Origin of the sequence: Micromonospora citrea, from assembly GCF_900090315.1 — a bacterium.
GTDB lineage: Bacteria > Actinomycetota > Actinomycetes > Mycobacteriales > Micromonosporaceae > Micromonospora > Micromonospora citrea.
Genome location: NZ_FMHZ01000002.1, coordinates 4,971,097 through 4,996,241, shown reverse-complemented (window position 1 = coordinate 4,996,241; position 25,145 = coordinate 4,971,097). Strand labels below are relative to the sequence as shown.

The window sequence follows — 25,145 nt, the reverse complement described above, 5'->3', positions numbered from 1 at the left end:
GACCCGCCGGGCCCCACGGGGGACGTACGCTTGTCGGGCTGTCGAACAGGGGGTGTGGGTGCGAACTCGGGCAGTCGTGACGGGCGGCGTCGTCCTCGTCCTCGTCGCCGTGGTCGGAATCTGGATCGTCGTCCGGCAGGTGGGCGGGCAGCTGCGCCTGCCGCTGTCCAGCCGGACGTGCACGGTGCAGGCGGACGGCCGGGTGGCCCTGGACGCCGACCAGATGGCCAACGCGGCGACGATCGCGGCCATCGGCATCCAGCGCAAGATGCCCGAGCGGGCCGTCGTGGTGGCGCTGGCCACCGCCTACCAGGAGTCCGGGTTGCGAAACCTCGCCGGGGGCGACCGCGACTCGGTGGGGCTGTTCCAGCAGCGCCCGAGCCAGGGCTGGGGCACCCCGGAGGAGATCCGCGACCCGCGCTACGCGACGAACCGGTTCTACGCCGCGCTCAAGAAGGTGCGCGGCTGGGAGCGGATGCGGGTCACCGACGCCGCGCAGAAGGTGCAGCGCTCCGCCTTCCCCGAGGCGTACCAGAAGTGGGCGGACGAGTCCGAGGTGCTGACCCGTGCCCTGCTCGGGCACGCCACCGGCGCGGTCGCCTGCACGGTTAGCCGCGACCCGGCGATGCGCGGGGAGGCGGCGGCGACCGCGCTGACCCGCGGCCTGTCGCTGGACTGGGGCCTGGCCGCCGCCGGCGCGGCGGACCTGACCGGCCTCACCGTTCCGGCCGCCGACGAGCGCCGGGGCTGGCGGTACGCGCACTGGCTGGTCTCCCACGCGCACGACCACGGAGTGAAGCGGGTGCGCTTCGGCGGCCTGGAGTGGACCGCCCGCGACGGCACCTGGAACCGGGTCGACGGCGAGCCCACCGCCGGCGACCGGGTGGTGGCCGAGGTCTTCGCCGAGGCGTAGCCGCAGGTGCGCGGCCGATGGCCGCACGGGCCCCGATCTCCCTACCGGCAGTAACCGCACAATCCGTCATTTCGCCCCAAAAACCCCGCGAACGCGAGCGGTGATGACGCATGGTAGTCGACCGACTCCCCACGGTCCGGGCAACGGTCGCATATCACGCCCGGCGCTATCCCGCCCCGACTCCAGCGCGTTACGATCGGCGGCCTGTGCCAGCAATGGTTTCGCCTCATGGGGAGGGGTACGTCGAGGTGTTCGACTACGGCGACCGGACCGGTTACGAACCGATCAGTGACACCGACCGCAAGGAGTTCCACGAGCAGGGCTTCCTCCTGCTGCGCAACGTCCTGACGGAGGACCACCGGGCGGCGCTGGAGGCGGCGGTCGACCGCGTCTACGCCGAGGAGCAGGCCAAGGGCAACACCACCAAGGACGGCACCCTGCACCTGCTGGGCTTCCTGGAGCGCGACGAGCTCTTCGGCGACCTGCTGACCCACCCGATCGCCTTCCCCTACATGTGGGGCCTGGCCGGCTGGAACATCTACACGCACCACAACCACCTGGACGTCACCCCGCCGGCGGCGGAGCCGGAGAAGCCGTACTGGGGATGGCACCAGGACGGGTACCGGCAGAACTCCGACCCGGAGACGATGGACCCGAACCTGCCCCGGCCGATGTTCTCGCTGAAGGTGGCCTACGTCCTGTCCGACCTGTCGGAGAAGGGCCGGGGCGCCACCAAGGTGATCCCGGGCAGCCACCTGTGGAACTCGCTGCCCCGCCCGGCGGACACCTCGGTGCACAACCCGGACCCGGAGGGCACGGTGGAGATCACCGCGAACCCGGGCGACGCCTTCATCTTCGACCGCCGCCAGTGGCACTCCCGGTCGACGAACCTGTCGACGATCACCCGCAAGATGCTCTTCGTCGGCTACACCTACCGCTGGATCCGGCCCCTGGACGAGCTGCACATCGACAAGGACGGCGAGTGGTGGGCCAACCGCACGCCGGTGCAGCGCCAGCTCTGCGGTGAGGGCACCCACACCGCCAACTACTGGGGCATCAACTGGGACGGCTACATCGACGACGAGATCCCGCTGCGCAAGGAGCTCAAGCAGCGCGGTCTGCTCGACCGCAGCATCCCCTGGCTGCGCTGAGCCGGATCCCCCGGGCTGCGCTGAGCCGGATTCCCTGGCTGCGCTGAGCCGGTCACCCGGCTTCCGTCGGGACGACGTCGGACGGGCCCCCTCCCTGTGTGGGAGGGGGCCCGTTGCCGTCATTCCACACTTCCCGCCCGCGGCCCGGCGGAGTCGACACCGCGCGTCGGGCTGCGGGCCCGGCCGACCCGCACCCGTCCGGCGTCGGCTGCGGGCCCGGCCGACCCGCACCCGTCCGGCGTCGGCCGCTGGCGGCGAGGGCCGGCGGAGCCGACACCCGTGAGGCGTCGGCCGCGGGCGGCGAGGGCCGACGGAGCCGACACCCGTGAGGCGTCGGCCGCCGGCGGGGCCAGGCGTCAGCCGCGGGCGGCGAGCCGGCGGCGGGCCTTCTGCCGGAGCGGCTCGGGCAGGTCCGGGGCGTCGAGCAGCCGGGGCAGCAGCTCGGGCTCCAGGTTCAGCGCCCGGAACACCTCGCCGATCGTCACCCCGTGCGCGGGCCGGTCCACCACCTCCACCGGGTCGCCCGCGCCGACCTCACCCTCCCGCAGCACCCGCAGGTACGCCCCCGGCATCGCCCGCACGGTGAACCGCTTGATCAGGTCCGGTACGCCCCAGAAGCCGGCGAACGTCCGGCAGGGCGTCCGAGGCTTGGTCACCTGGAGCAGCGCCGACCCGACCGCCCACTGCTCGCCGATCACGGCGCCCGTCACGTCGACCGCGTACGTGGTCAGGTTCTCGCCGAAGCCGCCGGGGCGGATGGCGCGGCCGATCTCGGTGGCCCACCAGCCGGCGTCCTCCTCGGCGTACGCGTAGACCGCCTGGTCCGGACCGCCGTGGTGGGCGGGCTCGCCGATGAAGTCGCCGGCCACCCCGTCGGCGCGCAGCAGCACCGGGCCGTCCACCGGGCGCTTGTCGATGCCGCTGCGCCCGCTCGCGTCGCCCGCCCACTCGGCCTCGGTCACGATGCCGAGGTTCACCGATGCCAGCCTGCCCGTCATGGTGATCAGCCTAGTCCGCCCCACAGCCACCCCCCGGACGCAGGGAAGGGCCCCTCGTCGGCGCTCGGCGTCGACGAGGGGCCCTGTGCGTACCCGCGCGGGTCAGCCCTTCACGGCGCCGGCCACCAGGCCGGAGACCATCCGCCGCTGCACCAGCAGGAAGAAGATGATCACCGGCAGGGTGAACAGCGTGGAGGCGGCCATCACGGGCCCCCACGCGGTGTCGTCGCGGCCGAAGAAGAACGTCATCGCCACCGGGAGGGTGTAGCTGTCCTGGTCGTTGATGAAGGTCAGCGCGAAGATCAGCTCGTTCCAGGCGGTGATGAACGAGAAGATGCTCGTCGCCACCAGCCCGGGCGCCACCAGCGGGAAGAGGACCTTCCGGAAGGTCTGCGCCCGACTGGCCCCGTCGATGGCGGCGGCCTCCTCCAACTCCTTCGGCACCGCCGCGACGAAGCCGCGCAGCATCCAGACCGCGAACGGCAGCGAGAAGCCGAGGTAGGTGAGGATCAGGCTGGGCAGGGTGTTGTAGAGCCCCAGCCGCTGGATCATCAGGAACAGCGGGATGACCAGCGCCTCCAGCGGGATCATCTGCACCACCAGCAGCATGATCAGGAAGGTGGTCCGCAGCTTGAACCGGAACCGCGCCACGGCGGTGGCGGCGAGCAGCGCGACCAGGCCGCTGAGCACCACCGTGGAGACGGCGACCAACGCGCTGTTGAGGAAGAAGTCGGCGAAGGTCACCCCCGGGATCAGGTTGCCGGTGAGGATCTGCTGGTAGTGCTCCAGCGTCGGCTCCGTCGGCACCGGCCGGGGCGTGGACGAGAAGATCTCCGAACTCGGCTTGAGCGAGGTGGCGATCATCCAGTAGACCGGGAACGCCGCGAACAGCGCCACCAGCAGGCCCGCGCCGTTGAGGGCGAGTCGCTTCACGCCCCCGCCGCCTCCGCGCCGCGTCACGCATCCTCCTCCTGCGGGTCGCGTCACGCGTCCTCCTCCTGCTTGAGCACCATGCGGACGTAGAGGCCGGTCACCACCAGCAGGATCAGGGTGAGGATCACCGCGATCGCCGCGCCGAGCCCGTACTTGGGCGGGGGTGAGAACGCCTCCGCGTACGAGTAGATGGAGAGCATGAACGTCGGCCGGTCCTGCGTGCCGCCGGCCAGCACGAACTGCTGGGTGAAGACCTTGAAGTCCCAGATCGTGGAGAGCACGATCAGGATCCCGAAGACCGGCCGCAGCAGCGGGAAGGTGATCTTCCAGAACACCTTCCACGGCCCGGCCCCGTCGACCCGGGCGGCCTCGTGCAGCTCGCTCGGCACGCTCTTGAGCCCGGCCAGCACGCTGACCGCGATGAACGGGAACGAGTGCCAGACCACGACGAGCGTCAGGATCGAGAAGAACAGCAGCGGCGAGTTGAACCAGCCGTACCCGGTCCAGTCGCTGCGCCCGAAGAGGCTCTGCGAGAGCCCGTCCGGCAGCGCGTTGAACAGCCAGGTGACCAGGCCGCTGGTGTCGTCGAAGATCCACTTCCAGACGATCGTGCCGGTCAGGGCCGGGGTGGCCCAGGCGAGCATCACGCAGCTGGCCACGAACGCGGCCATCCGCTTGCCGAGCCGGTTGAGCAGCAGCCCGACCAGGGTGCCGAGGATCATCGTGAGCACCACGTTGGCCACCGCGAAGAGCACGGTGTTGCGCAGCACCGTCAGGAAGAACGGGTCGCCGAGGATCTCGGTGTAGTTGCCCAGGCCCACCCACGGCCACTCGCGGTCGCCGCGCAGCTGTCGGACGTTGTTGAGCTGGTGGAAGGACATCACCACCACCTGGCCGAGCGGCCAGAGCAGCAGCACGCCGATGATCACCAGGCAGGGCAGGAGCAGCAGGTAGGGCAGGCGGTCCACCCGGCGGCGCCGCCGCGCGGGGGTCTCCCGCGCGGCGGCCGCCTCCGGCGCCTCGGTCAGCGTGGTCACTTGGCGTTGAGGATGCTTTCCATCTCCGCGGCCGCGTCGGCGGTAGCCTTCTCGACCGTCTTCTGACCCTTCATGACCGAGCTGTTCATCGCCTGGGTCACCGTCTTGGTGCGGCTGACCTCCACCCACTTCGGGGTGAGCGGCGTGAGCTTGGTGTTCTGCATCGTGGTGGCGAACGCCGCCATGATCTTGTCGTTGGCGTACTTGTCGCCGCCGACGAGGTCCTTGTAGACCGGGAAGAAGCCGAGGCTGTCGGCGAAGGCCTGGTCGTTCTTCTTGCTGAGCAGCACGGTCAGGTAGTCCCAGGCCAGGCTCTGCCGCTCGCTGTCCTTCCAGATCGCGATGTCGGAGCCGCCGGCGAAGCCGGGCGCGGCCTTGCCGTCCGGGCCGGGGATCGGGAACGTGCCCCACACCTTCTCGATCTCCGGGTTGTCCTTCTTGATGGCGCCCTGCTGCCAGCTGCCACCGAAGGCCATCGCCGCCTTACCGGTGGCGAACTGGGTCCGGGCGTCGATCTCGTTCCAGCCCGCGGCGGCCGGCGGGGCCACCTTGTGCACCGTCACCAGGTCGGTCCAGAACTTGACCGCCTTCTGCGCCTCCGGCGTGGTGTAGCCGGACTTCCAGGTGTCGCCCTGCTGGGTGGCGATCTCCGCGCCCGCGCCCCAGAGGAACGAGTAGAAGGGCAGCTCGGAGTTGCCCGGCAGGGCGATGCCGTAGGTGCCCGGCTTCTTGGCCTGCACGGCCTTGGCGGCGGCCACCAGCTCCTCCCAGTTCGTCGGCGGCTTCACGCCCGCCTCGGCGAACCAGTCGGTGCGGTAGTACATCGCCCGGACGCCGGCGTACCACGGCACGCCGTACTGCTTGCCGTCGAGCTGGGCGTTCTTCACCAGGTCGGGCAGGATGTCCTTGCCCTCGCTCCAGCCGTTCATCTTGTCGGTGACGTCGGCCAGGGCCTCCTGCGCCGCCCAGCCCTGGGTCTCGGTGTTGCCGAGCTCCGTGACGTCCGGCCCCTCACCGCCGGCGAGGGCGGCCTGGAACTTCTTCGGCGCCTCGAGCCAGGGGATGTACTGGACCACCACGTCGGTGTCCGGGTGCTTCTGCCGGAACTCGGCCTCGACGCTGTCGAGGAACTTGGTCTGCGCCTCGCTTCCCTCGCCCATCATCCAGACCGTCAGCTTGCTGTTGTCGGCGGCCTTCTCGTCATCGGAGCCACCGCAACCGGACAGCACCATCGCGGCCGAGGCCACGACGGCGGTGACCGGGGCCAGCCGCTTCCACCTGTTCACGCCATATCTCCCTCGCGCCACTTGGCACTAACCTTCTCCGCCGCACCTTAGTAGGAAAAATTCCTTTACGACAGTGGACGGCACGGCGAAAGAGAGGCGACGGTATCGCAGCGGCGGGCGGGGCGGGAGTCGGGACCGGGGCGAAACCGGGCGTACCCATGCGAACGGGCGCCCGACCTGGTGGTCGGGCGCCCGTTCGAGTTCAGGCTGCGCGGGGATTACCGGTGGGTGACGCTGCGGCGACGACCCACCCCGGCGACCAGCGCCACGGCGATGGCGGCCAGCACCACCTGGACCAGCAGCTCGCCCCAGTCGATACCGGCGGTCTCGGTGGCGATACCCATCGCCCGAGCCAGCACGGTGCCCAGCAGCGCGGCGCCGACACCGATCAGCATGTGCAGCCACATCGGCATGTTCTGGCGGCCCGGCACGAGCAGGCGACCCAGAGCGCCGACGATCAGACCAACGATGAGCGCAGTGATGATGCCCCAAACGGTGAGCTCCACGTCGCCCCTCCTTCTGCGAATAAGCAATTCCACGGTCTGTGGTGTTCCTGTCGTGACCGTTAAGTTCCCGACCCGTCGCGGCCCCAAACCGACTTTGCGGCACGCGGAATACGCGTCCACCCCGAACCGGGCACCCCTCGCTCCGCCACGCGCTCGACCGACGCCCGTCGATCCACCGTCGGGCGACGGGCGGCCCGCAGACGGGGCTGCGGCGGCCGTCCGGCGCCTTCGGCGTACGCGGAAACGGGCGATCGTCGGTCGCCCGGGCCTACCCGGAACGGGCACCGGTCCGGTCGCCCGGGCGGACGCGGCACGGACAACCGTCCGGTCGCCCGGGCGGGCACGGAACGGGCGCCCGACCGGCGTCGGACGGACGCGGAACGGGCGCCCGACCTGGTGGTCGGGCGCCCGTTCGAGTTCAGGCTGCGCGGGGATTACCGGTGGGTGACGCTGCGGCGACGACCCACCCCGGCGACCAGCGCCACGGCGATGGCGGCCAGCACCACCTGGACCAGCAGCTCGCCCCAGTCGATACCGGCGGTCTCGGTGGCGATACCCATCGCCCGAGCCAGCACGGTGCCCAGCAGCGCGGCGCCGACACCGATCAGCATGTGCAGCCACATCGGCATGTTCTGGCGGCCCGGCACGAGCAGGCGACCCAGAGCGCCGACGATCAGACCAACGATGAGCGCAGTGATGATGCCCCAAACGGTGAGCTCCACGTCGCCCCTCCTTCTGCGAATAAGCAATTCCACGGTCTGTGGTGTTCCTGTCGTGACCGCAATGTTCCCGACCGGCCGAAAGGCCAAACCGGTTCGCAGTTCCGGAGACGGTGTCAGACGTCGATGCGTACCGCGCCGCGAATACCGCCGCGCGCCCGTCCGCGCAGGTGGCGCCCCGTCCCGCGCGGACGGGACGGACGACGGCGAGCCGTAGAAAATTTCCGCCGCGGACGGCCGGCACGCCGGGCAGGTCGGGCCACGGGGCGGTCCGACGCGAACGGCCGGGCGGGCGGGACGGCCGGGCGGGCGGGACCGCCGGGCGGTCCGACGCGAACGGCCGACGCCCCCGGGCCGGGCGGAACCGATGGAGGTCCGCTGCCCGGCCGGGGGCGCCGGCCGTCGTACGTCGTCATCCGCCGGCGGACCGGCGGCGCGTCACTTCTTGCCGGGCGCCTTGCCGTCGCCGGAGTCGGAGGAGAGCGCGGCGATGAAGGCCTCCTGGGGGACCTCCACCCGGCCCACCATCTTCATCCGCTTCTTGCCCTCCTTCTGCTTCTCCAGCAGCTTGCGCTTACGGCTGATGTCACCGCCGTAGCACTTGGCGAGCACGTCCTTGCGGATCGCCCGGATGGTCTCCCGGGCGATCACCCGGCTGCCGATCGCCGCCTGGATCGGCACCTCGAACTGCTGGCGCGGGATCAGGTTGCGCAGCTTCGCCGCGATGGTGACCCCGTAGTTGTACGCCTTGTCCTTGTGCACGATCGCGCTGAACGCGTCCACCGGCTCGCCGTGCAGCAGGATGTCGACCTTCACCAGGTCGGACGCCTGCTCGCCGGAGGGCTCGTAGTCCAGCGAGGCGTAGCCCTTGGTGCGGCTCTTCAGCTGGTCGAAGAAGTCGAAGATGATCTCCGCGAGGGGCAGCGTGTAGCGCAGCTCCACCCGGTCGGCGGAGAGGTAGTCCATGCCGAGCAGGCTGCCCCGCCGGCCCTGGCAGAGCTCCATCACCGCGCCGACGTAGTCGTTCGGGGTGAGCACCGTGGCGCGCACGACCGGCTCGTACACCTCGGCGATCTTGCCGGTCGGGTACTCGCTCGGGTTCGTCACGACGATCTCCTGGCCGTCCTCCGTGATGGCCCGGTAGACCACGTTCGGCGCGGTGGAGATGAGGTCGAGGTTGTATTCGCGCTCCAGCCGCTCCCGGATGATCTCCAGGTGCAGCAGGCCGAGGAAGCCGCAGCGGAAGCCGAAGCCGAGCGCCCCCGACGTCTCCGGCTCGTAGTCGAGCGCGGCGTCGTTGAGCTTGAGCTTGTCCAGCGCCTCGCGGAGGTTGGGGTAGTCGGAACCGTCGATCGGGTAGAGACCCGAGTAGACCATCGGCTTCGGGTCCTTGTAGCCGCCCAGGGCCTCCGCCGCCGGCCGGGAGTTGATGGTGACCGTGTCACCGACCCGGGACTGGCGGACGTCCTTCACGCCGGTGATCAGGTAACCGACCTCGCCGACGCCGAGCGCGTCGGCCTTCACCATCTCCGGCGAGATGACGCCGATCTCCAGCAGCTCGTGCACCGCGGCGGTGGACATCATCTTGATCCGGTCCCGGGCGCTGATCCGCCCGTCGATCACCCGGACGTAGGTGACCACGCCCCGGTAGACGTCGTAGACCGAGTCGAAGATCATCGCGCGGGCGGGCGCGTCGGCGTCGCCGACCGGGGGCTTGAACTGCCGGACGATCTCGTCGAGCAGGTACGGCACGCCCTCGCCGGTCTTGCCGGAGACCCTGATGCAGTCCGCCGGGTCTCCGCCGATGAGGCGGGCCAACTCCTCGGCGTACTTCTCGGGCTGGGCGGCCGGCAGGTCGATCTTGTTGAGCACCGGGATGATGTGCAGGTCGTTCTCGAGCGCCAGGTAGAGGTTCGCCAGGGTCTGCGCCTCGATGCCCTGGGCGGCGTCGACCAGCAGGATCGCCCCCTCGCAGGCGGCCAGCGACCGGGACACCTCGTAGGTGAAGTCGACGTGGCCCGGGGTGTCGATCATGTTGAGCACGGCGGTCTCGCCGGCCCGGTCGCCCTCCCGGACGGTCCAGGGCATCCGGACCGCCTGGCTCTTGATCGTGATGCCGCGCTCGCGCTCGATGTCCATCCGGTCGAGGTACTGCGCACGCATCTGCCGTGGGTCGACCACACCGGTGAGCTGCAACATCCGGTCGGCCAGGGTCGACTTCCCGTGGTCGATGTGGGCGATGATGCAGAAGTTCCGGATGCGCGCCGGGTCGGTGGCACCAGGAGCGTTCGCGCCGGAATCGAGCGTCGGTGGCACAGCGGTCCGTTCTGGTCGGCTGACGTGAGCAGGCCGGCGCGACGCCGGCCCCCTCTATGCTCCCACGTCGCCGCCGCGCACCCGCTGCGCGGGCGATCCCCGCCCCGAGGACGACCGGACCGGGCCCCGCCGCGTCACTCGGCGGGCGGCTCGACGAAGAGGGCGGCGAGCCGGGGCAGCCGCCGCCGCGCCTCCTCCTCGTCGTCGAAGTCCCAGAGGTCGTTGAGGTCCGGCACGGGCGCCGGCTCCCGGTCCGCCGGCAGGTCGGTGGCGGTGGCCCTGCGGTACGCGTCCCACGGCACCGCCAGCATCTCCCCGGCCGAGAACTCCTCGCCGCTCAGCGACGCCGCCCGCACCTGCGGCAGCGCGGCCAGCGAGTCCGGCTCGGCGACGGCACGGGCGAAGACCTCCCGGCCCAGCGTCATCAGCCAACCGCGGAAGTCGTGGAAGCCCTCGTCGGAGACCCCGCCGTTGATCAGGTAGGCGGCGCCCCACAGGTCGGCCTTGTGCGAGGCCGCCAGCACCCGGGCCTGGTGGCGGGCGTACCCGACGATCTCCTCCGGGTCGCGCTCGGCGAGCAGGGCGACGGCCCGCGCGGCGACCGCGTGCGGCTCTCCCCCGCCGCCGGCGCGCGCCCGGTCGATCAACTGCCAGAAGTCGTCGGTCCTCATGAGCTGGCAGTCTGGCAGACCGTACCGACGCCCCCGCCCCGGCGGAGCGTCCCGGTGCCGCCGGACCCGGAACCGGGCAGCATGGTGGCGTGCTCCCCTCCTGCCCGCCCCCGGTGCCGTACCACGCGACCGCCCGCCGTCCGGCCTGGGAGACGTTGCCGGCGACGCTGCGCGCCGCGATCGGCGACCGGCTCCGCGCCCCGGTCGTCGCCGCCCGGACCGCCGGCGCCGGCTTCACCCGCGGCTTCGCCGCCGTGGTCACCACCGCCGCCGGAGACCGGGCCTTCGTCAAGGCGGCGGCCACCGCCGAGCAACCGCGCCTGGTCGACTGGTACGCCAGGGAGGCCGCGATCCTCGACCGGCTCCCGGCCGGCCTGCCGGCCCCCCGCCCGCGCTGGACGCTGGACGTGGCCGGCTGGTACGCGCTCTGCCTCGACGCCGTCGACGGCCACACGCCCCGGATGCCCTGGGATCCCGCCGAGCTGGACGCCACCCTCGCCGGGTACGCCGAGGTCGCCGCCGCGCTGACCACGCCCCCGGCGGCGCTGGTCGGGCTCGGGCTGCCCCACCTCGCCGACCTGGCCCGCGAGGACATTCTCTGGTGGGGCGAGGTGGCCGCCGGCCGGGAGCCGACGCCGTCGCTGCCCGCGCCCGCCCGGGACCGCCTGCCCGAGCTGGTCGCCCTGGAGTCCCGGCTCCCCGGGTACGCCGCCGGCGCGACCGGCCTGATCCACGGCGACCTGCGGCTGGACAACGTGCTGGTCGACCCGACCGGGCGGGCCTGGCTCTGCGACTGGACCTGGCTCTGTCACGGGCCCGCCTGGTTCGACCTGGCCGGCCTGCTCCTCACCGCGTACGCCAGCGGCCTGGACGCCGACGCGCTCTTCGCCCGACATTCGGCGGCGGCCGGCGCGCCCCCGGACGCGTTGGACGCCACCCTGGCCGCGCTGTCCGGCTACTTCCTCACCACGGCCGCCTCGGCACCCGCGACCGCGTCCCCGCACCTGCCGGCGCACCAGCGGTGGAGCGGCGAGCAGTCGCTCGGCTGGCTCGCCCGCCGGCAGGGCTGGACCTGACCCGCGCCCGGACCGACCCCCGCGCCCAGGTCCGCCGGCGGCCCGGCGCGGCGACCGCTCCCCGTGCCCGCCGCCGGCCGGGCGCGGCGACCAGGGTGGGACGGAGCCGTTTTGGCTCGTCCCGGGCGACCTGGTAACCTGGCTATTCGCGCAGCGATGACGCATGCTCGTCGCGCGCAAAAGCTGACCAACCCGAGCTATCAAGACGAGGCTGTCGCGTGGCGAACATCAAGTCCCAGATCAAGCGCAACCGGCAGAACGAGAAGCGCCGGCTGCGTAACAAGTCGGTCAAGTCGTCGCTGAAGACCGCCGTCCGGAAGTTCCACGAGGCCGCGGAGGCTGGTGACGTCGAGAAGGCCACCATCCTCATGCGCGACGCCTCGCGCAAGCTGGACAAGGCGGTCAGCAAGGGCGTGATCCACTCGAACCAGGCCGCGAACCGCAAGTCCGCGATCGCCAAGCGCGTGGTCTCGCTCTCCGCCTGACGCGGCGACCTCAGACCTGACCGGAAGCCCCGGGCATTCCCCGGGGCTTCCGGCTGTCTGCCCTTCTGCGTTCCGCACCCGGCCGGAATGACCGGCCGGGCATTCGGCGTGCCCGGTCGGCACGTCGCCCGGGATCCGGCCGCCCGGCCGGGCATTCGTCGGACGCTGCCCGCGCGGGGCACGGGTCCGGTCGCCTCAGGTGCCCGGGTGCGGGTCCGGCTGGCCGGGCCGGCTGCGCTCGGGCCGGGCGGCCCGCGGCGTCGGCTCGGCGGTGACGACCACACCGGGCACGCTGTGCGTGATCCAGTCGACCCTGGCCCGCCCGACGACGGGCTCCATCTGCCGGCGGAAACGGTCCCGCTCCTGCTCGGGCACGAGGGCCGCGGACCGGACGACCATCGCGGCCACCATGTCGTTGAGCTTCACCATCACCGCCACCGTGGCCGGCAGGATCAGCACGGCCCACCAGGTGACCAGCTCGGCGAGGGCGAGCAGCGCGGCGAGGGCGAGGGCGCCCTCGAAGAAGAGGAAGCAGAGCACCCCGCCCGGGTTGACCACGCGCAGCCCGAGGGCCCTGGCGTAGAGCGGGCGGTAGCGTTCCTCGTCGGCCGGGATCGTGGCCCACGAGCCGCGGGGCGCTCCGCTCACCGGGCGCCGTCCCGCCGGGCGGCCGCGACCGAGAAGACGGCCCGCTCCAGGGCGTACGCCCGGTCGTCCGCCCCACCCTTGACGGCGGCGTTGCACTCGGCTGCGGCCCGCATCGCCTCGACGAGGCCCTCCGGCGTCCACCCGCGCCCCTGCCGCTGCGCCCGCTCGATCTTCCACGCCGGCATGCCCAGGCTGCTCGCGAGCTGGTAGGGGCTGCCCCGCCCGGCGGACGCGACCCGGGCCACGGTGCGCACGCCGTCGGCGATCGCGTCGGCGATCGGCACCGGGTCGACCCCGACGTGCAGCGCCCAGCGCAACGCTTCCAGCGCGGCCGGCACGTCGCCGACCATGGTGGCGTCGGCGACGGTGAAGCCGGTCACCTCGACCCGGCCCCGGTAGTAGCGGGCGACCGTCTCGGCGCCGATGCGACCGTCGGTGTCGGCCATCAGCTGCGAACAGGCGGCGGCCAGCTCGCGCAGGTCGTTGCCGACGGCCGCGATGAGCGCCTCGGCGGCGTCCTCGGTGCACTTCCCGCCGGCACGGCGGATCTCGTCGCGCACGAACGCCACCCGTTCGCGGTGCCCCTTCAGCTTGGCCGCCGGGACGACCGTCGCGCCGGCCGCCTTCAGCCCGTCGGCGAACGCCTTGCCCTTGGCGCCGCCGAGGTGCAGCACGACGAGCTGCACCTCGGGGTCGGGGTTCTTCGCGTACGCCAACAGGGCGGCCACCAGGTCCTTGCGGGCGTCCTGACCGGCGCGGAGCACCAGCACCCGCCGCCCGCCGAAGAGGGACGGACTGAGCATCTCGGCGATCTCGCCGACGGCCAGGGAGCCGGCCTGGTACTCGCGGACGTCGACGTCGGGGTCGACACTGCGGGCCCGGGCCACGGCTTCGGTGACCGCGCGCGTGGCGAGCAGCTCCTCGTCGCCGAGAACGAGCAGAATGGGGGCGAGACTGGCGGCGGTCACGCCGCCCATATTCGCACGGCCGGTGGCCGGATCCAGCCTGCTCATCCGCCACTGTGACGGCGGAGCCCGCACTCAGTGCAAATCCAGACATTTATTTCAATTCGCCTCCAAAGCCTTGAATTTCCATCGATCTTCTAGGGCTGCCGGCCCGGCGGCGTGCCGCGCGTCACGACCGCGAGCCCCGACCGGCCGAGCACCGCCGCCACGTCCCCGTCGGTGTCGGTACGCAGCACCCGCGCCCCGCCCCGGGCCAGCCGCCCGAGCACCGCCGGATTGGGGTGCCCGTAGGTGTTGCCGACCCCGACCGGCACCAGGGCGACCGCCGGGCGGACCGCGTCCAGGAAGGCCGGATCCTGGTAGGCGGAGCCGTGGTGGGCCACCTTCAACACGTCGGCCCGCAACCCGCCCGGCGGTGGGCCGTCCAGCAGCGCCCGCTGCTCCTCGGTCTCGGCGTCGCCGGCGAGCAGGATCCGCACCCCGCCGACGGTGGCGAGCAGCACCAGCGAGTTGTTGTTCGGGTCCGACCGGGTGCCCCGCAACGGGTACGGCGGGCCGATGACGAGCAGGTCGACCGCGCCCTCCCGGTACCGCCAGCCGGCCGGGGCGGGCACCACCTCCACCGAGCGCGCCGCCGCCTCGGCACGGACGAGATCCCGACCGGCCGCCGGCTCCGGCCAACGCGGGGCGAGCACGGCGTCCACCGGCCGCCCCCGGAAGACGCCCGTCACACCGCCGGTGTGGTCGGCGTGGAAGTGGCTGAACACCAGCAGCGCGACCTCGCGTACGCCGAGGCGGCGCAGGCAGCCGTCCGCCGCCGCCGGGTCCGGCCCGGCGTCGACCACCACGGCCCGGCCCGGCGCCACCGGCAGTACGACGGTGTCGCCCTGGCCCACCGCGCAGGCGGCGACCACCCAGTTCGGCGGAGGCCAACCGGGTGCCGCCAGCCGCACCGGCAACGCGCCGGCCACCACCGCGACGACGACCACCGCCACCAACCGGCGGACCACCGGGCGTCGCGCCGCCACCAGCAGCGCGACGGTCAGCCCGGTCAACAGCAGTGCCCCGGTCACCCCGCCCGGCCACGGCAGCGTCCCGGCCGGCAGTCGTGCCCCGTGCCGGGCCACGGTGACCAGCCACCACGCCGGCCAACTGGCCAGCCACGCGAGGAACTCCGCCCCGGCGGGCCAGACGGGCGACACCGCCGCCGCCAGCACGCCGAGCACCGTGGCGGGCGCGATCGCCGGCACCGCCAGCAGGTTCGCCGGCACCGCGACCAGGCTGACCGTGCCCGAGATGCCGGCCACCACCGGCGCGCAGGCGAGCTGGGCGGCGGCCGGCACGGCCAGCGCCTCGGCGAGCCCGGCCGGCACCCCGCGGCGGCGCAGCCCGTCGCGCCACCTCGGGGCGAGCAGCAGGAGACCGCCAGTGGCCAGGACGGAGAGCGCGAAGCCGGCGTCGCCGGCCAACTCGGGGTCGAGCAGCACCAGCACGGCCACGCCGGCGGCCAGGGCGGGCAGCGCCGCCCGGGGACGCCCGGCCGCCAGCGCGGCCAGCCCGATCGCGCCCATGGTGGCGGCGCGCACCACGCTCGGCGAGGGGCGGACCAGGATGACGAAGCCCACGAGCGCCAGCCCGCACAGCGCCGCGGCCAGCCACGGGCCGGCCCGCGCCCAGCGGGCCAGCAGCAGCACGGCGCCGACGACGATGGCCACGTTGGAGCCGGAGACGGCGTTCAGGTGCGTCATTCCGGTGGCGAGGAAGTCCTCCTCCACAGTGGGCGGCAGCCGGCTCGTGTCGCCCACCACCAGACCGGGCAGGAGCCCGCCCTGCTCGTCCGGCAGCGGCGCGCAGGCCCGTTGCAGGCCGGCGCGCAGTGTCCCGGCGGCCCGCTGCGACGTCGGCGCCGCGCCACGCGGCTCAGGCGGCCCCGCCGCGCTCAGCACGGCGGCGGTCAGGTCCCCGCCGCGAGGGGCGGCCAGGCGCCCCTCGGCGGTCACCCGCTGCCCCGGCAGCAGCCCCTTCCAGGCCGGATCGGCGGCGAGCACCAGCACGCGGACCGGCGCGCCGACGCGCCGCCCGTCCGGGCCGGTGACCTCGGTCAGCTCGGTCGGCACGAGCAGGGTGGCCGGCCGCCCCGCGACGCCGCGTACGGGCCGGGGATCGTCGCGGACGACCAGCTCGGCGGTGACCACGGCACGCTGCTCGACCAGGGCGCGCACCGGCCCGGCGTCGCGGACCGACACCCGGGCGGCGGTCGCCGTCGCGCCGCAGACCACGCCGATCAGCACCGCGACGGCGATCCAGCCGTACCGCCGCACCGGGACGGACGGTCGGCCGACGACGCCTGCCAGGTGCAGGCCGGCCAGGCCGGCCGCGCCGGCGGCCACCGCCGCCAGCAGCAGCGCCGCGCCGACGCTCAGGTGCAGCCCGGCCAGCGCGGCGAGCCAGGCCGCGACGGCCAGGCCGGCCAGCCGCAGGTCCGGCCCGTCCGCGCCCCGCTCGTCGGGGACGCCGGTCCCCCGCTCCTTCACCGGGCCGGACGTCCCGGGCGCGGGTCGTCCGCCCGTCGTCGTCACACCGTCACCAGATCCTTGAGCTGCTCGTAGCGGGCGTCGCCGATGCCGTCGACCTGGCGCAGGTCGCCGACCGAACGGAAGCCGCCGTGCTGGTCGCGGTGGGCGAGGATGCGCTGGGCGAGCACCGGGCCGACCCCGGGCAGGGCGTCGAGCTGCGCGAGCGTCGCGGTGTTGAGGTTGAGCCGGCCGCCCGGTCCCGGGGCCGCTCCCGGCGCGCCGCCGGACGCCGTCCCGGGCGGTGGCGCGGCGCCCGGCGGCGCGGCCACGCCGACCAGGATCAGCTCACCGTCGGTGACCTTGCGGGCGGGGTTGAGCAGGGCCACGTCCACCCCGGGCAGCGCCCCGCCGGCCGCCTCGACGGCGTCGGCGACCCGCGCGCCGGCCGGCACCCGGACCAGCCCCGGGCGGCGTACCTTGCCGGCGACCGCGACCACCAACTCGCCGTCGGGGGACGACGCCCCCGGCTCCACCGGCCCGCCCTCCGACGCCACCGGCGGCCCGGCAGTGGCCACCGGCCGGACCGGCTCGGCCTGCGGCCGGGACCGCCAGGCCCAGAAGCCGGCACCGAGCACCACCAGCACGGCGACGACGGCCAGCGCCCGCACACCCCGCCGCCCGGGGTCGAACGCGCCCGGCCCTGGCAACCGGGAGGGCGACGCCGCCTCGGCCCGCGACGGCTCGGTCCCGGGCGACGGCTCGGGTTCCGCCGCCCACCCGGCCGGGACCGGGCTCGCCCGCCGGCCCGGGGTGGACGCGAGCGCCGGCGCCGGCCGCAACGTCGAAGCATTGCCGGGACCGGCCCCCGGCGGCGCATCGAGGTCGGGCACGGCCGGGGCCGACGGCGACCATCCGGTGTGCTCGGCGGGGCGGGCCGGACGCGCCGGGGCGACCGCCGGGGGCGGGCCCGTCACCAGCCGGCGCAGCCGTTCCCGGACCACCGTCTCCTCGTCGTCTGACACGAGGCGAGGCTAGGACGGCGGTGGCCGCCCGGCGGGTGGGCTGTGGACGGCGGGACCACCTGTGGACAACCGCCTGATCATGCCGGAGCTGTGCTAGGCCCCGGCACGCCGCAGGTCAGTGGGCCTCCGGATCCGGGCCGAAGACGGAGCGTCCCCCCGTGGGGATCGACGCTACTCGGCGGTCGGGCGGCGGTGCACGACCACGCAGGCCAGGCCCGGTCCGGCGTGCGCGGCGACCACCGCGCCCGCCTCCGAGACGTACGCGTGGCGCAGCCGGTCGCCCAGCCGGACGGTCAGCGCCTCCAGCAGCGCGTCGGCCCGTTGCGGGGCGGCCAGGTGGTGCACGGCCAGGTCCACCTCGTCGTCGCCGGCCGCCTCGACGGCCAGGTCGACCAGGCGGGCGATGCCCCGGCTGGCGGTGCGCACCTTGTCCCTGACGACGATCGCGCCGTCCGGCATGTGCATGATCGGCTTGACCGACAGGGCGGTGCCGAGCAGCGCCTCGGCCGCGCCGATCCGGCCGCCCCTGCGCAGGAACTCCAGCGTGTCGACGTAGAACCAGATGCTGGTGCGGGCGATCGCCGCGAGCGCCGCGTCGCGTACGCCCGGAAGGTCCTCGCCCCGCTCGGCGGCCGTGGCGGCGACGACGGCCGGGAAGCCCAGGCCCATGCCGGTCGAGCGGCTGTCGACCACGGCGACCCGGTCGCCGAACTCGGCGGCGGCCAGCCGGGCGGCCTCCACCGTGCCGGAGAGTTCGGCCGAGAGGTGCACCGAGACGATGCCGTCCACGCCGGCGTCGAACAGCTCCCGATACGTCCGCGCGAACTGCTCCGGCGCGGGCCGGGACGTGCTCACCGAGACCCGCCGGCCGCCGAGCGCCCGGGTGGCGTCGGCCGGGGTGGTCTCCACCCCCTCCAGCCCCTCCGCGCCGTTGAGCACGACGGTCAGCGGCACCACCGTCAGCCGGTGGGCGCGCAGCAGCTCGGACGGGAGATAGGCGGTGGAGTCGGTGACGACCGCGACGGGCATGCCCGGCACGCTAGCCGATCCGGCTGGGGAACGCCGGGATCAGACTGCCTCGGTGGCCGGCACGGTGATCAGGCCGACATTGTGGGCGCGCAGGTGCCAGCCGCGGGCGTCGTCGTGCCGCAGCTCCGTCCAGTGGCAGTTGGACAGCGACCCGATGGTGCGCAGCACCGCGTGCTCCCACCCCAGCAGTTGACCGACGCCCTGGCGGGCGCCCGCGCCGTGGGTGGTCACCACGACGGTGCCGCCGGGGGCGAGGTCGGCCGCGTCCTGGAATGCCGCACCGACCCGCTTGCCGAGGTCGTCGAGGGTCTCGATGCCGGCACCCGGATCCGGGTCGCCGGCGCGCCAGCGGGCGTACTCGGCGGGGTGACGCTCGGCGGCCTCGGCGAGGACCAGGCCCTGCCAGAGCCCGAAGTGCCGCTCCCGCAGCCGGGGGTCGGTGCCCACCGGCAGCCCGGTCACCGCGGCGAGCGCGGCGGCGGTGTCCATCGCGCGGCTCAGGTCGCTGGCGACGATGGCGTCCGGCCGCAGCGCGGCGAGCAGGGGCGCGGCGGCGCGGGCCTGCTCGCGGCCGAGGTCGTTGAGCGGCACGTCGGTCTGCCCCTGCACCCGGCTGGCGGCGTTCCAGTCGGTGTTGCCGTGCCGCCAGACGATCAGACGGGTCATTCGGCGGCGGCGGAGCCGGCGCCGGACTCGGCGTCGACGAGGTCCCGGTCGACGAACGGGATCGTCGGGCAGTCCTTCCACAGCCGGTCGAGGGCGTAGAACTCGCGCTCCTCGGTGTGCTGGACGTGCACCACGATGTCGACGTAGTCGAGCAGCACCCACCGGCCGCCCCGCTCGCCCTCGCGGCGGACCGGCTTGGCCTTCTCCGGCAGCTGGAGCAGGCGCTCCTCGATGGCGTCGACGATGGCGAGCACCTGCCGCTCGTTGGGAGCCGAGGCGAGCAGGAACGCGTCGGTGATGGCGAGCTGATCGCCCACGTCGATGATGACGATGTCCTGCGCCTTCTTGTCGGCCGCGGCCTGGGCGGCGGCGAGAGCCAACTCGTGAGCGCGTTCGGAAACTGTCACCGTACTCCTTCGATCAACCGTGCGATCCTCCAAGCGTCTCACACACGGCGGAATCCCGACTCGCCAGTTTCGCCGTGTTACCCTCCCGAACCGCCCGATACGGTGTCAAATCACTGCTGGTAGAGGCGCCGCTTGGCGATGTACTGCACCACACCGTCCGGCACGAGGTACCAGACCGGCTCGCCCCGGGCGACCCGGGCCCGGCAGTCCGTGGACGAGATGGCCATCGCCGGAACCTGCACCAGACTCACCGTGTCTGCGGGCAGGTGCGCGTCGGTGAGCTCGAAGCCGGGCCGGGTGACACCGATGAAGTGGGCCAGCTCGAAGATCTCGTCCAGGTCCTTCCAGGAGAGGATCCGCTCCAGCGCGTCGGCCCCCGTGATGAAGTACAGCTGCACCTTCGGGCCGTACTCGGCCTGCAGGTCGCGCAGCGTGTCGACCGTGTAGGTCGGCCCGCCCCGGTCGATGTCGACCCGGCTGACCTGGAAACGCGGGTTGGAGGCGGTGGCGATCACCGTCATCAGGTAGCGGTCCTCCGCCGGGCTGACCGGCTCGTCCGCCTTCTGCCACGGCTGGCCGGTGGGCACGAAGACCACCTCGTCCAGCCCGAACCGGTCCGCCACCTCGCTGGCCGCGACGAGGTGCCCGTGGTGGATCGGATCGAAGGTGCCGCCCATGATGCCGACCCGCCGGATGTCCTCCTCCATCCGATGATCGTAGGCCGGGCACGGCCGGCGCCCCTCCCGGGTCGCCGGCCGTCGGCGTCCACCCGTCGGCTCAGGCCGACGCGGCAGCCACCGCCGTCCGCGCCACCAACGCCCGGCGCAGGTCGTCGTCGGCGTCGGTCACCACCCGGCGCAGGCCGGGGGTGAGGTCGTCGCGGGCCAGCAGCGCCGCGGCCGCCTCCCGGGTGGGCTGCGCCACGGCGTAGCGGGGGAAGGCCAGGTTCGCGACCCGGTCCGCCACCCAGGGCGTACGCGCCCGCGCGGCGGCCGGCATGTCGGCGAAGTACCGCTCGACGTATGCGCTCGTCAGCTCGGCCTGCTCGGGCTGCCAGAAGCCCTCGGCGGTCGCCTCGACGAGCCGGTTGGACAGCTCCGTGTTCGACACGATGATCTCCCACGCGGCCTGCTTGGCCGCCGGGTCGGGCAGCGCCGCCCGACAGCGGGCGGCCCGCTCGGCACCGGTGGCGCTGGGATCGGCCGCCGCCTCCGCGGCGATCTCCGCCGCCCCGGCCGCGCCGAGCACCACCAGCCGGCGCAGCACCGCCCAGCGCAGCTCGGCGTCGACCGCCAGCCCCGCCGGGACGTCCCGGCCGGCGAGCCAGCCGGTCAGCAGGTCGGCGTCGGTCGTGGCCGCGATCCAGCCCCGGGCGGCGGCGAGCTGGAGGGACCCGCCGGCCGGGGCACCGTCGAGCAGCCCGCGACACGCCCCGGCGATCTGCGCCAGCGCGGCCTCGCGGGCGGCCGGGTCGAGGTAACGGTCGACCAGCGAGCGGCTGAGCGTGAGCACGTCCTCCGCGATGATCACCTCGGTCTCGACGGGCAGCGCGGCGGCGATCAGGGCGACCAGGCCGGTGACCGGCCGTTCCCCGTCGGTGGCGGCGTCCAGCGCCTCGCCCCAGAGCAGCGCCCGGGCCAACGGGTCGGTCAGGGCGGGCAGCACCGTCGGCGCGGCCTCCGCCGACGCCGGGTCGAGCCGGATCTTCGCGAAGGTCAGGTCGCCGTCGTTGGGCAGCAGCAGCCGCGCCGCCGGCTCCCCCGCCAGCTCCGGGAGGACGGTCCGGCCACCCTCGGCACCCGGGTCGAGGTCGACCTCCGCGCGGGTGACCGTCCCGTCGGCGGCGTACCGGCCGATCCCGACGCGGTGCGGCCGCGACACCGGATGCGTCGCCGGGGCGGTCTGCACGATCGCCACCTCGGTGTAGCGGCCGTCCGCGTCGACGGCCACCTCGGCGCGCAGCGTGTTGACCTGCGCCGCCCGCAGCCAGCGCTCGGCCCAGCCGGACAGGTCGCGCCCGCTCGCCGCGCCGAGGCTGCCGAGCAGGTCGGCCAGGGTGGCGTTGCCGAACCGGTGCTTCGCGAAGTGCGCGTTGAGGCCGGCGAGGAAGGCGTCGTCGCCGAGCCAGGCGACCAGCTGCCGCAGCACGCTGGCGCCCTTTGCGTACGAGATGCCGTCGAAGTTGAGCAGCGCCTGGGCCGCGTCGGCCACCTCCTGCGGGGCCACCGGGTGGGTGGAGGGGCGCTGGTCGGCGGCGTAGCCCCACGCCTTACGCCGCAGGGCGAAGGTCGTCCAGGCCCGGTCGAAGCGGGTGGCCTCGGCGGTGACCCGGGTGCCGAGGTACTCCGCGAAGGACTCGTTGAGCCAGAGGTCGTCCCACCAGCGCATGGTGACCAGGTCGCCGAACCACATGTGGGCCATCTCGTGGGCGATGGTGGTGGCGCGCAGCTCGCGCTGGGTGTCGGTGACCGCCGAACGGAAGACGTAGTCGTCCCGGAAGGTCACGAGGCCCGGGTTCTCCATCGCGCCGGCGTTGAACTCCGGCACGAACGCCTGGTCGTACTTCTCGAAGGGGTAACGCTCGGCGAAGAGCCGGTGGAACCGGTCGAGGCACTGCTTCGTGACGGTGAAGATCTCCTCGGCGTCGGCGTCCAGGTGCGGCGCGAGCGAACGCCGGCAGTAGAGGCCGAGGGGGATGCCGTCGTGCTCGTCGCGCCGCACGTGCCAGGGCCCGGCGACCAGCGAGACGAAGTACGTCGCCAGCGGCGCCGTCGGGGCGAACTCCCAGCGCCCCGGCCCCGGGTTGTCGGCGAGCCGGCCGTTGGCCGCGACGACCCAGTGCTCCGGGGCCGTCACCGAGAGGGTGACCGGCGCCTTCAGGTCGGGCTGGTCGAACGCGGCGAAGATGCGCTGCACGTCGTCCAGGAAGGACATGGCGTAGAGGTAGGTCTCGCCGTCGGCGGGGTCGACGAAGCGGTGCATCCCCTCGCCGGTGTTCGTGTACGCCATCTCGGCGGCGACGGTCAGCGTGTTGGCCTCGGCCAGCCCGGCCAGCGGCAGCCGGTTGTCGTCCAGCGTGGCCGGGTCGAGCTCCCGGTCGTTGAGGCGTACCGCGAGCAGCGTCGCGGGCCTGACCTCGGCGAAGGTCTCCGCGCCGGGGGTCGCCCGGAAGCGGATGGTGACGTGGGAGCGGAACCGCTCGCCGCCGCCGGTCAGGTCGAGGTCCACCTGATAGGACTCGACGGTGATCGCCGCGCCACGCGCGGTCGCCTCTACACGGGTCAGGCTCGGCATCCGCTTATCCTGCCCGATGGGGATGCGCACGTGTCTCCCCATGACCCGTGGCACTGGAGGACTGAACCATGGCTTCGCACCCCAAGGGCGACTTCGACCTGTCCCGGGCGGTCTGGCAGCGGGCCGAGGGCGACACCTCCGAGAGCGCCGTCGAGGTGGCCTTCGTCGACGACCTGATCGGCATGCGCAACTCCGCCGAGCCGGACGGCCCGGTGCTGGTCTTCACCCAGGCGGAGTGGGACGCCTTCGTCGCCGGCGCGCAGGACGGCGAGTTCGACCTGGACTGATCCGCGCTCGGCGGAGCCGTCCCGCCGGCCCCCGCGCCACCACGCCCGCACCGCGCCTGTTGACGCGGCCGTCCGTCCGCGCCGCGCCTGCTGGTGCAGCCGGGTCGCCGGCACCGCGCCTGTCGGTGCGGTCGTCCCATCGGCGCCGCGCCGTGCCTGCGATCCCGCTACGACGGGCCGGCCCGTGGTGCCGGCCCGTCGCGCGGTGCCGTCAATCGCCGTCGCCGTCGCCCCAGCCCAGCCCGCCAGGACCGGGGGCGTGGTGGAAGCCGGGGTGGCCGGCCACGTCGACGCAGCGCTCGCCGTCCGGGCCGGACGCGCCGCAGAACAGCCGCTCTGCCCGCTGCCAGGCGTCGGCCGGCGACAGCGCCGACGCGCCCAGGGCCAGCTCCGGGCGCAGCAGGCTCAGCGCCTCCGCGTACCCGACGGCGAGTTCCCGAGCGGACTCCGTGTCGGGCGCGGTGAACCCGAGGTGCACGGTGAAGAACCGACCCGGGCGGGCCGGACGGCGCGGCGGCGCGATCAAGGACGCGCCGGCGACCTCCCGTCCCGCGCCGAGCCCCTCCAGCGCCCGCCGTTGCCGCCAGTACGGCGGCCTGTTGTCGCGCATGCGTCCTCCCCGTGGCGATCGTGGACGGGCCCGTCGTCGGCGTGACGGGCCCGGTTGCGGCCCGGCCGGCCGTCGGTACGCCGGCACCCGACCGGACCGCTCCCCCGAGCCAACCAGCTTTCCGCGCCCCTGGGAGGGGCCAGCGCCCTGCCGTCCGGCTGGCCCCTCCCCCACGCCTATCGTCACGCCACCGCACCGCCGGGGCGGGCGAACGCCGGTGACAAGGCCGGACCGCGAAGCCGCCGGTGACACGGCCGGACCGCCGGTGGGATTCAGCCACGCCGGCCTGGGTAGACGCAGAGGCGTCGACGAGATCCGCCGGCCGGCGACGGCCGCCACCCCGGTCAGGAGACCCGATGGCCACCATCCCGACGGAGCGCAGCCCCGACAGTTCGCTGGCGTTCCTGCGCGACGGCTACCGCTTCGTCGGCCGCCGATGCGACCGCCACGGCAGCGACATCTTCCAGGCCCGGCTGCTGCTGGAGCGCACCATCTGTCTGCGCGGGCGGCCGGCTGCCGAGCTCTTCTACGACGCCGAGCGCTTCGTCCGCGCGGGGGCCATGCCGAAGCGGGCGCAGCGCACCCTCACCGGCCGGGGCGGCGTGCAGGGCCTGGACGGCCCGGACCACGCGGACCGCAAGGCCATGTTCATGTCGATCATGACGCCGGACGCCATCCGTCACCTCGGGCAACTCTTCGACGACGAGTGGCGCGCCCGTGTCCCGGCCTGGGAGTCGGGCGGCCCGGTGGTGCTCTACGACGAGGTGGCCCGGATGCTGACCCGCGCGGTCTGCGCCTGGGCGGGCGTCCCGCTGGCCGGCGGCGAGGTCGACCGACGCACCGCGGACCTGCACGCGATGATCGAGGGACCGGCGGCGCTCGGCCTGCGGCACTGGCGGGGCCTGTTCGGCCGCCGCCGGGGCGAGCGCTGGATCGGCGGCGTCATCGACCGCGAGCGCGTCGGCACGCTGCCGGCGCCCGAGGGCAGCGCGCTGCGGGTCATCGCCGAGCACCGGGACGCCCGGGGGCGGCTGCTCCCCCGCCGGATAGCGGCGGTCGAGCTGCTCAACATCCTGCGCCCCACGGTCGCCGTCGACCGTTTCGTCGTCTTCGCCGCCCTGGCCCTGCACGACCATCCGGCCTGGCGGCAGCGCGTCCGCGAGAGCGAGGAGGTCACCGAGAGCTTCGTGCAGGAGGTACGCCGCTTCTATCCCTTCTTCCCGGTCGCCGCGGCCCGGGTCCGCCGCTCCTTCGACTGGCGGGGCTACCACTTCCCGCGCGGCCGTCGGGTGCTGCTCGACCTGTACGGCACCGACCACCACCCCCGGCTCTGGCCCGAGCCGGAGCGGTTCCGCCCGGAACGCTTCACCGGCTGGCGGGGCGACCCGTTCGGCCTCGTCCCGCAGGGCGGCGGCCAGCACCTGACCGGCCACCGCTGCGCGGGCGAGTGGATCACCATCGAGCTGATGAAGCGGGCCGTGACCAACCTGACCACCGCCATGCGCTACGAGGTGCCCCCGCAGGACCTGGCGCTGAGCCTCAGCCGGATGCCGGCGCTGCCGCCGAGCGGCTTCATGATCACGAACGTCCGGCGTACGGCCTGAGCGGCG

24 protein-coding genes are annotated in these 25,145 nt (G+C 73.8%); 6 read left to right on the top strand and 18 right to left on the bottom strand.

Annotated elements, in window-relative coordinates; all coding sequences use genetic code 11:
• Positions 1-52 precede the first annotated feature (52 nt).
• Positions 53-913 (top strand): hypothetical protein, encoded by an 861-nt coding sequence (locus tag GA0070606_RS22930; protein WP_091104056.1) that lies wholly within the window; start codon positions 53-55, stop codon positions 911-913.
• Between the two features lie 215 nt (positions 914-1,128).
• Positions 1,129-2,064 (top strand): phytanoyl-CoA dioxygenase family protein, encoded by a 936-nt coding sequence (locus GA0070606_RS22925; protein WP_091104054.1) that lies wholly within the window; start codon positions 1,129-1,131, stop codon positions 2,062-2,064.
• A 356-nt stretch (positions 2,065-2,420) separates the two neighbouring features.
• On the opposite strand, the gene GA0070606_RS22920 is transcribed toward GA0070606_RS22925, so the two are convergent.
• From GA0070606_RS22920 to GA0070606_RS22885, 8 genes are all read right to left on the bottom strand, one after another.
• Positions 2,421-3,062 carry an MOSC domain-containing protein gene (locus tag GA0070606_RS22920; protein ID WP_091104052.1) on the bottom strand — a complete coding sequence of 214 codons (642 nt, stop codon included), beginning with the start codon at positions 3,060-3,062 and terminating at the stop codon, positions 2,421-2,423.
• 102 nt (positions 3,063-3,164) lie between these two features.
• Positions 3,165-3,995 (bottom strand): carbohydrate ABC transporter permease, encoded by an 831-nt coding sequence (locus tag GA0070606_RS22915; RefSeq protein WP_091104050.1) that lies wholly within the window; start codon positions 3,993-3,995, stop codon positions 3,165-3,167.
• Positions 3,996-4,045: 50 nt separating this feature from the next.
• Entirely contained in the window at positions 4,046-5,032 is a 987-nt protein-coding gene (locus GA0070606_RS22910) for a carbohydrate ABC transporter permease (protein ID WP_091104047.1), read from the bottom strand.
• Complete coding sequence (locus GA0070606_RS22905) at positions 5,029-6,318, bottom strand: sugar ABC transporter substrate-binding protein (RefSeq protein ID WP_091104045.1); 1,290 nt, start codon at positions 6,316-6,318, stop codon at positions 5,029-5,031. The genes GA0070606_RS22910 and GA0070606_RS22905 overlap by 4 nt, the downstream gene beginning before the upstream one ends.
• 218 nt (positions 6,319-6,536) lie before the next feature.
• Entirely contained in the window at positions 6,537-6,824 is a 288-nt protein-coding gene (locus GA0070606_RS22900; RefSeq protein WP_091104043.1) for a GlsB/YeaQ/YmgE family stress response membrane protein, read from the bottom strand.
• Between the two features lie 434 nt (positions 6,825-7,258).
• On the bottom strand, positions 7,259-7,546 hold the full coding sequence (locus tag GA0070606_RS22895; protein ID WP_091104043.1) for a GlsB/YeaQ/YmgE family stress response membrane protein: 288 nt from the start codon (positions 7,544-7,546) through the stop codon (positions 7,259-7,261).
• A 435-nt stretch (positions 7,547-7,981) separates the two neighbouring features.
• Entirely contained in the window at positions 7,982-9,859 is a 1,878-nt protein-coding gene (gene lepA / locus GA0070606_RS22890) for a translation elongation factor 4 (protein ID WP_091104040.1), read from the bottom strand.
• A 134-nt stretch (positions 9,860-9,993) separates the two neighbouring features.
• Entirely contained in the window at positions 9,994-10,530 is a 537-nt protein-coding gene (locus GA0070606_RS22885; RefSeq protein ID WP_091104037.1) for a DUF4240 domain-containing protein, read from the bottom strand.
• 89 nt (positions 10,531-10,619) lie between these two features.
• Here GA0070606_RS22885 and GA0070606_RS22880 point away from each other — a divergent pair, with 89 nt between their 5' ends.
• Both GA0070606_RS22880 and rpsT read left to right on the top strand, forming a co-directional pair.
• A complete protein-coding gene (locus GA0070606_RS22880; protein ID WP_245724775.1) occupies positions 10,620-11,606 on the top strand; it encodes a phosphotransferase family protein in 987 nt (328 codons plus the stop codon).
• Between the two features lie 218 nt (positions 11,607-11,824).
• Complete coding sequence (gene rpsT / locus GA0070606_RS22875) at positions 11,825-12,091, top strand: 30S ribosomal protein S20 (RefSeq protein ID WP_091104033.1); 267 nt, start codon at positions 11,825-11,827, stop codon at positions 12,089-12,091.
• A gap of 195 nt (positions 12,092-12,286) precedes the next feature.
• Here the strand turns inward: rpsT and GA0070606_RS22870 are convergent, their stop codons facing one another.
• From GA0070606_RS22870 to pepN, 9 genes are all read right to left on the bottom strand, one after another.
• Positions 12,287-12,739 (bottom strand): hypothetical protein, encoded by a 453-nt coding sequence (locus GA0070606_RS22870; protein WP_245724774.1) that lies wholly within the window; start codon positions 12,737-12,739, stop codon positions 12,287-12,289.
• Positions 12,736-13,716 (bottom strand): DNA polymerase III subunit delta, encoded by a 981-nt coding sequence (gene holA, locus GA0070606_RS22865; RefSeq protein WP_091104031.1) that lies wholly within the window; start codon positions 13,714-13,716, stop codon positions 12,736-12,738. The genes GA0070606_RS22870 and holA overlap by 4 nt, the downstream gene beginning before the upstream one ends.
• A gap of 125 nt (positions 13,717-13,841) precedes the next feature.
• Positions 13,842-16,238 (bottom strand): ComEC/Rec2 family competence protein, encoded by a 2,397-nt coding sequence (locus tag GA0070606_RS22860; RefSeq protein ID WP_091104029.1) that lies wholly within the window; start codon positions 16,236-16,238, stop codon positions 13,842-13,844.
• Between the two features lie 41 nt (positions 16,239-16,279).
• Positions 16,280-17,242: a ComEA family DNA-binding protein gene (locus GA0070606_RS22855; protein WP_091104026.1), complete on the bottom strand. Its 963-nt coding sequence runs from the start codon at positions 17,240-17,242 to the stop codon at positions 16,280-16,282.
• Positions 17,243-17,413: 171 nt separating this feature from the next.
• The gene (locus tag GA0070606_RS22850; protein ID WP_091104023.1) at positions 17,414-18,271 is read right to left on the bottom strand and encodes a DegV family protein; all 858 of its coding nucleotides are present in this window, start codon (positions 18,269-18,271) and stop codon (positions 17,414-17,416) included.
• A gap of 39 nt (positions 18,272-18,310) precedes the next feature.
• Positions 18,311-18,937, bottom strand: a complete 627-nt coding sequence (locus GA0070606_RS22845) for a histidine phosphatase family protein (RefSeq protein WP_091104021.1) — start codon at positions 18,935-18,937, stop codon at positions 18,311-18,313.
• Positions 18,934-19,344, bottom strand: a complete 411-nt coding sequence (gene rsfS, locus GA0070606_RS22840; protein WP_091104018.1) for a ribosome silencing factor — start codon at positions 19,342-19,344, stop codon at positions 18,934-18,936. The genes GA0070606_RS22845 and rsfS overlap by 4 nt, the downstream gene beginning before the upstream one ends.
• 110 nt (positions 19,345-19,454) lie before the next feature.
• On the bottom strand, positions 19,455-20,051 hold the full coding sequence (gene nadD / locus GA0070606_RS22835; RefSeq protein WP_091104016.1) for a nicotinate-nucleotide adenylyltransferase: 597 nt from the start codon (positions 20,049-20,051) through the stop codon (positions 19,455-19,457).
• A 70-nt stretch (positions 20,052-20,121) separates the two neighbouring features.
• Positions 20,122-22,638 carry an aminopeptidase N gene (gene pepN / locus GA0070606_RS22830; RefSeq protein WP_091104013.1) on the bottom strand — a complete coding sequence of 839 codons (2,517 nt, stop codon included), beginning with the start codon at positions 22,636-22,638 and terminating at the stop codon, positions 20,122-20,124.
• 68 nt (positions 22,639-22,706) lie between these two features.
• On the opposite strand from pepN, the gene GA0070606_RS22825 reads away from it, so the two are divergent.
• Positions 22,707-22,925 (top strand): DUF397 domain-containing protein, encoded by a 219-nt coding sequence (locus tag GA0070606_RS22825; protein ID WP_088992395.1) that lies wholly within the window; start codon positions 22,707-22,709, stop codon positions 22,923-22,925.
• Positions 22,926-23,136: 211 nt separating this feature from the next.
• Here the strand turns inward: GA0070606_RS22825 and GA0070606_RS22820 are convergent, their stop codons facing one another.
• Positions 23,137-23,535 carry a hypothetical protein gene (locus GA0070606_RS22820; protein WP_091104010.1) on the bottom strand — a complete coding sequence of 133 codons (399 nt, stop codon included), beginning with the start codon at positions 23,533-23,535 and terminating at the stop codon, positions 23,137-23,139.
• A gap of 356 nt (positions 23,536-23,891) precedes the next feature.
• Between GA0070606_RS22820 and GA0070606_RS22815 the strand changes: the two genes are divergently transcribed.
• The gene (locus GA0070606_RS22815) at positions 23,892-25,139 is read left to right on the top strand and encodes a cytochrome P450 (protein WP_091104007.1); all 1,248 of its coding nucleotides are present in this window, start codon (positions 23,892-23,894) and stop codon (positions 25,137-25,139) included.
• Positions 25,140-25,145: the final 6 nt, after the last annotated feature.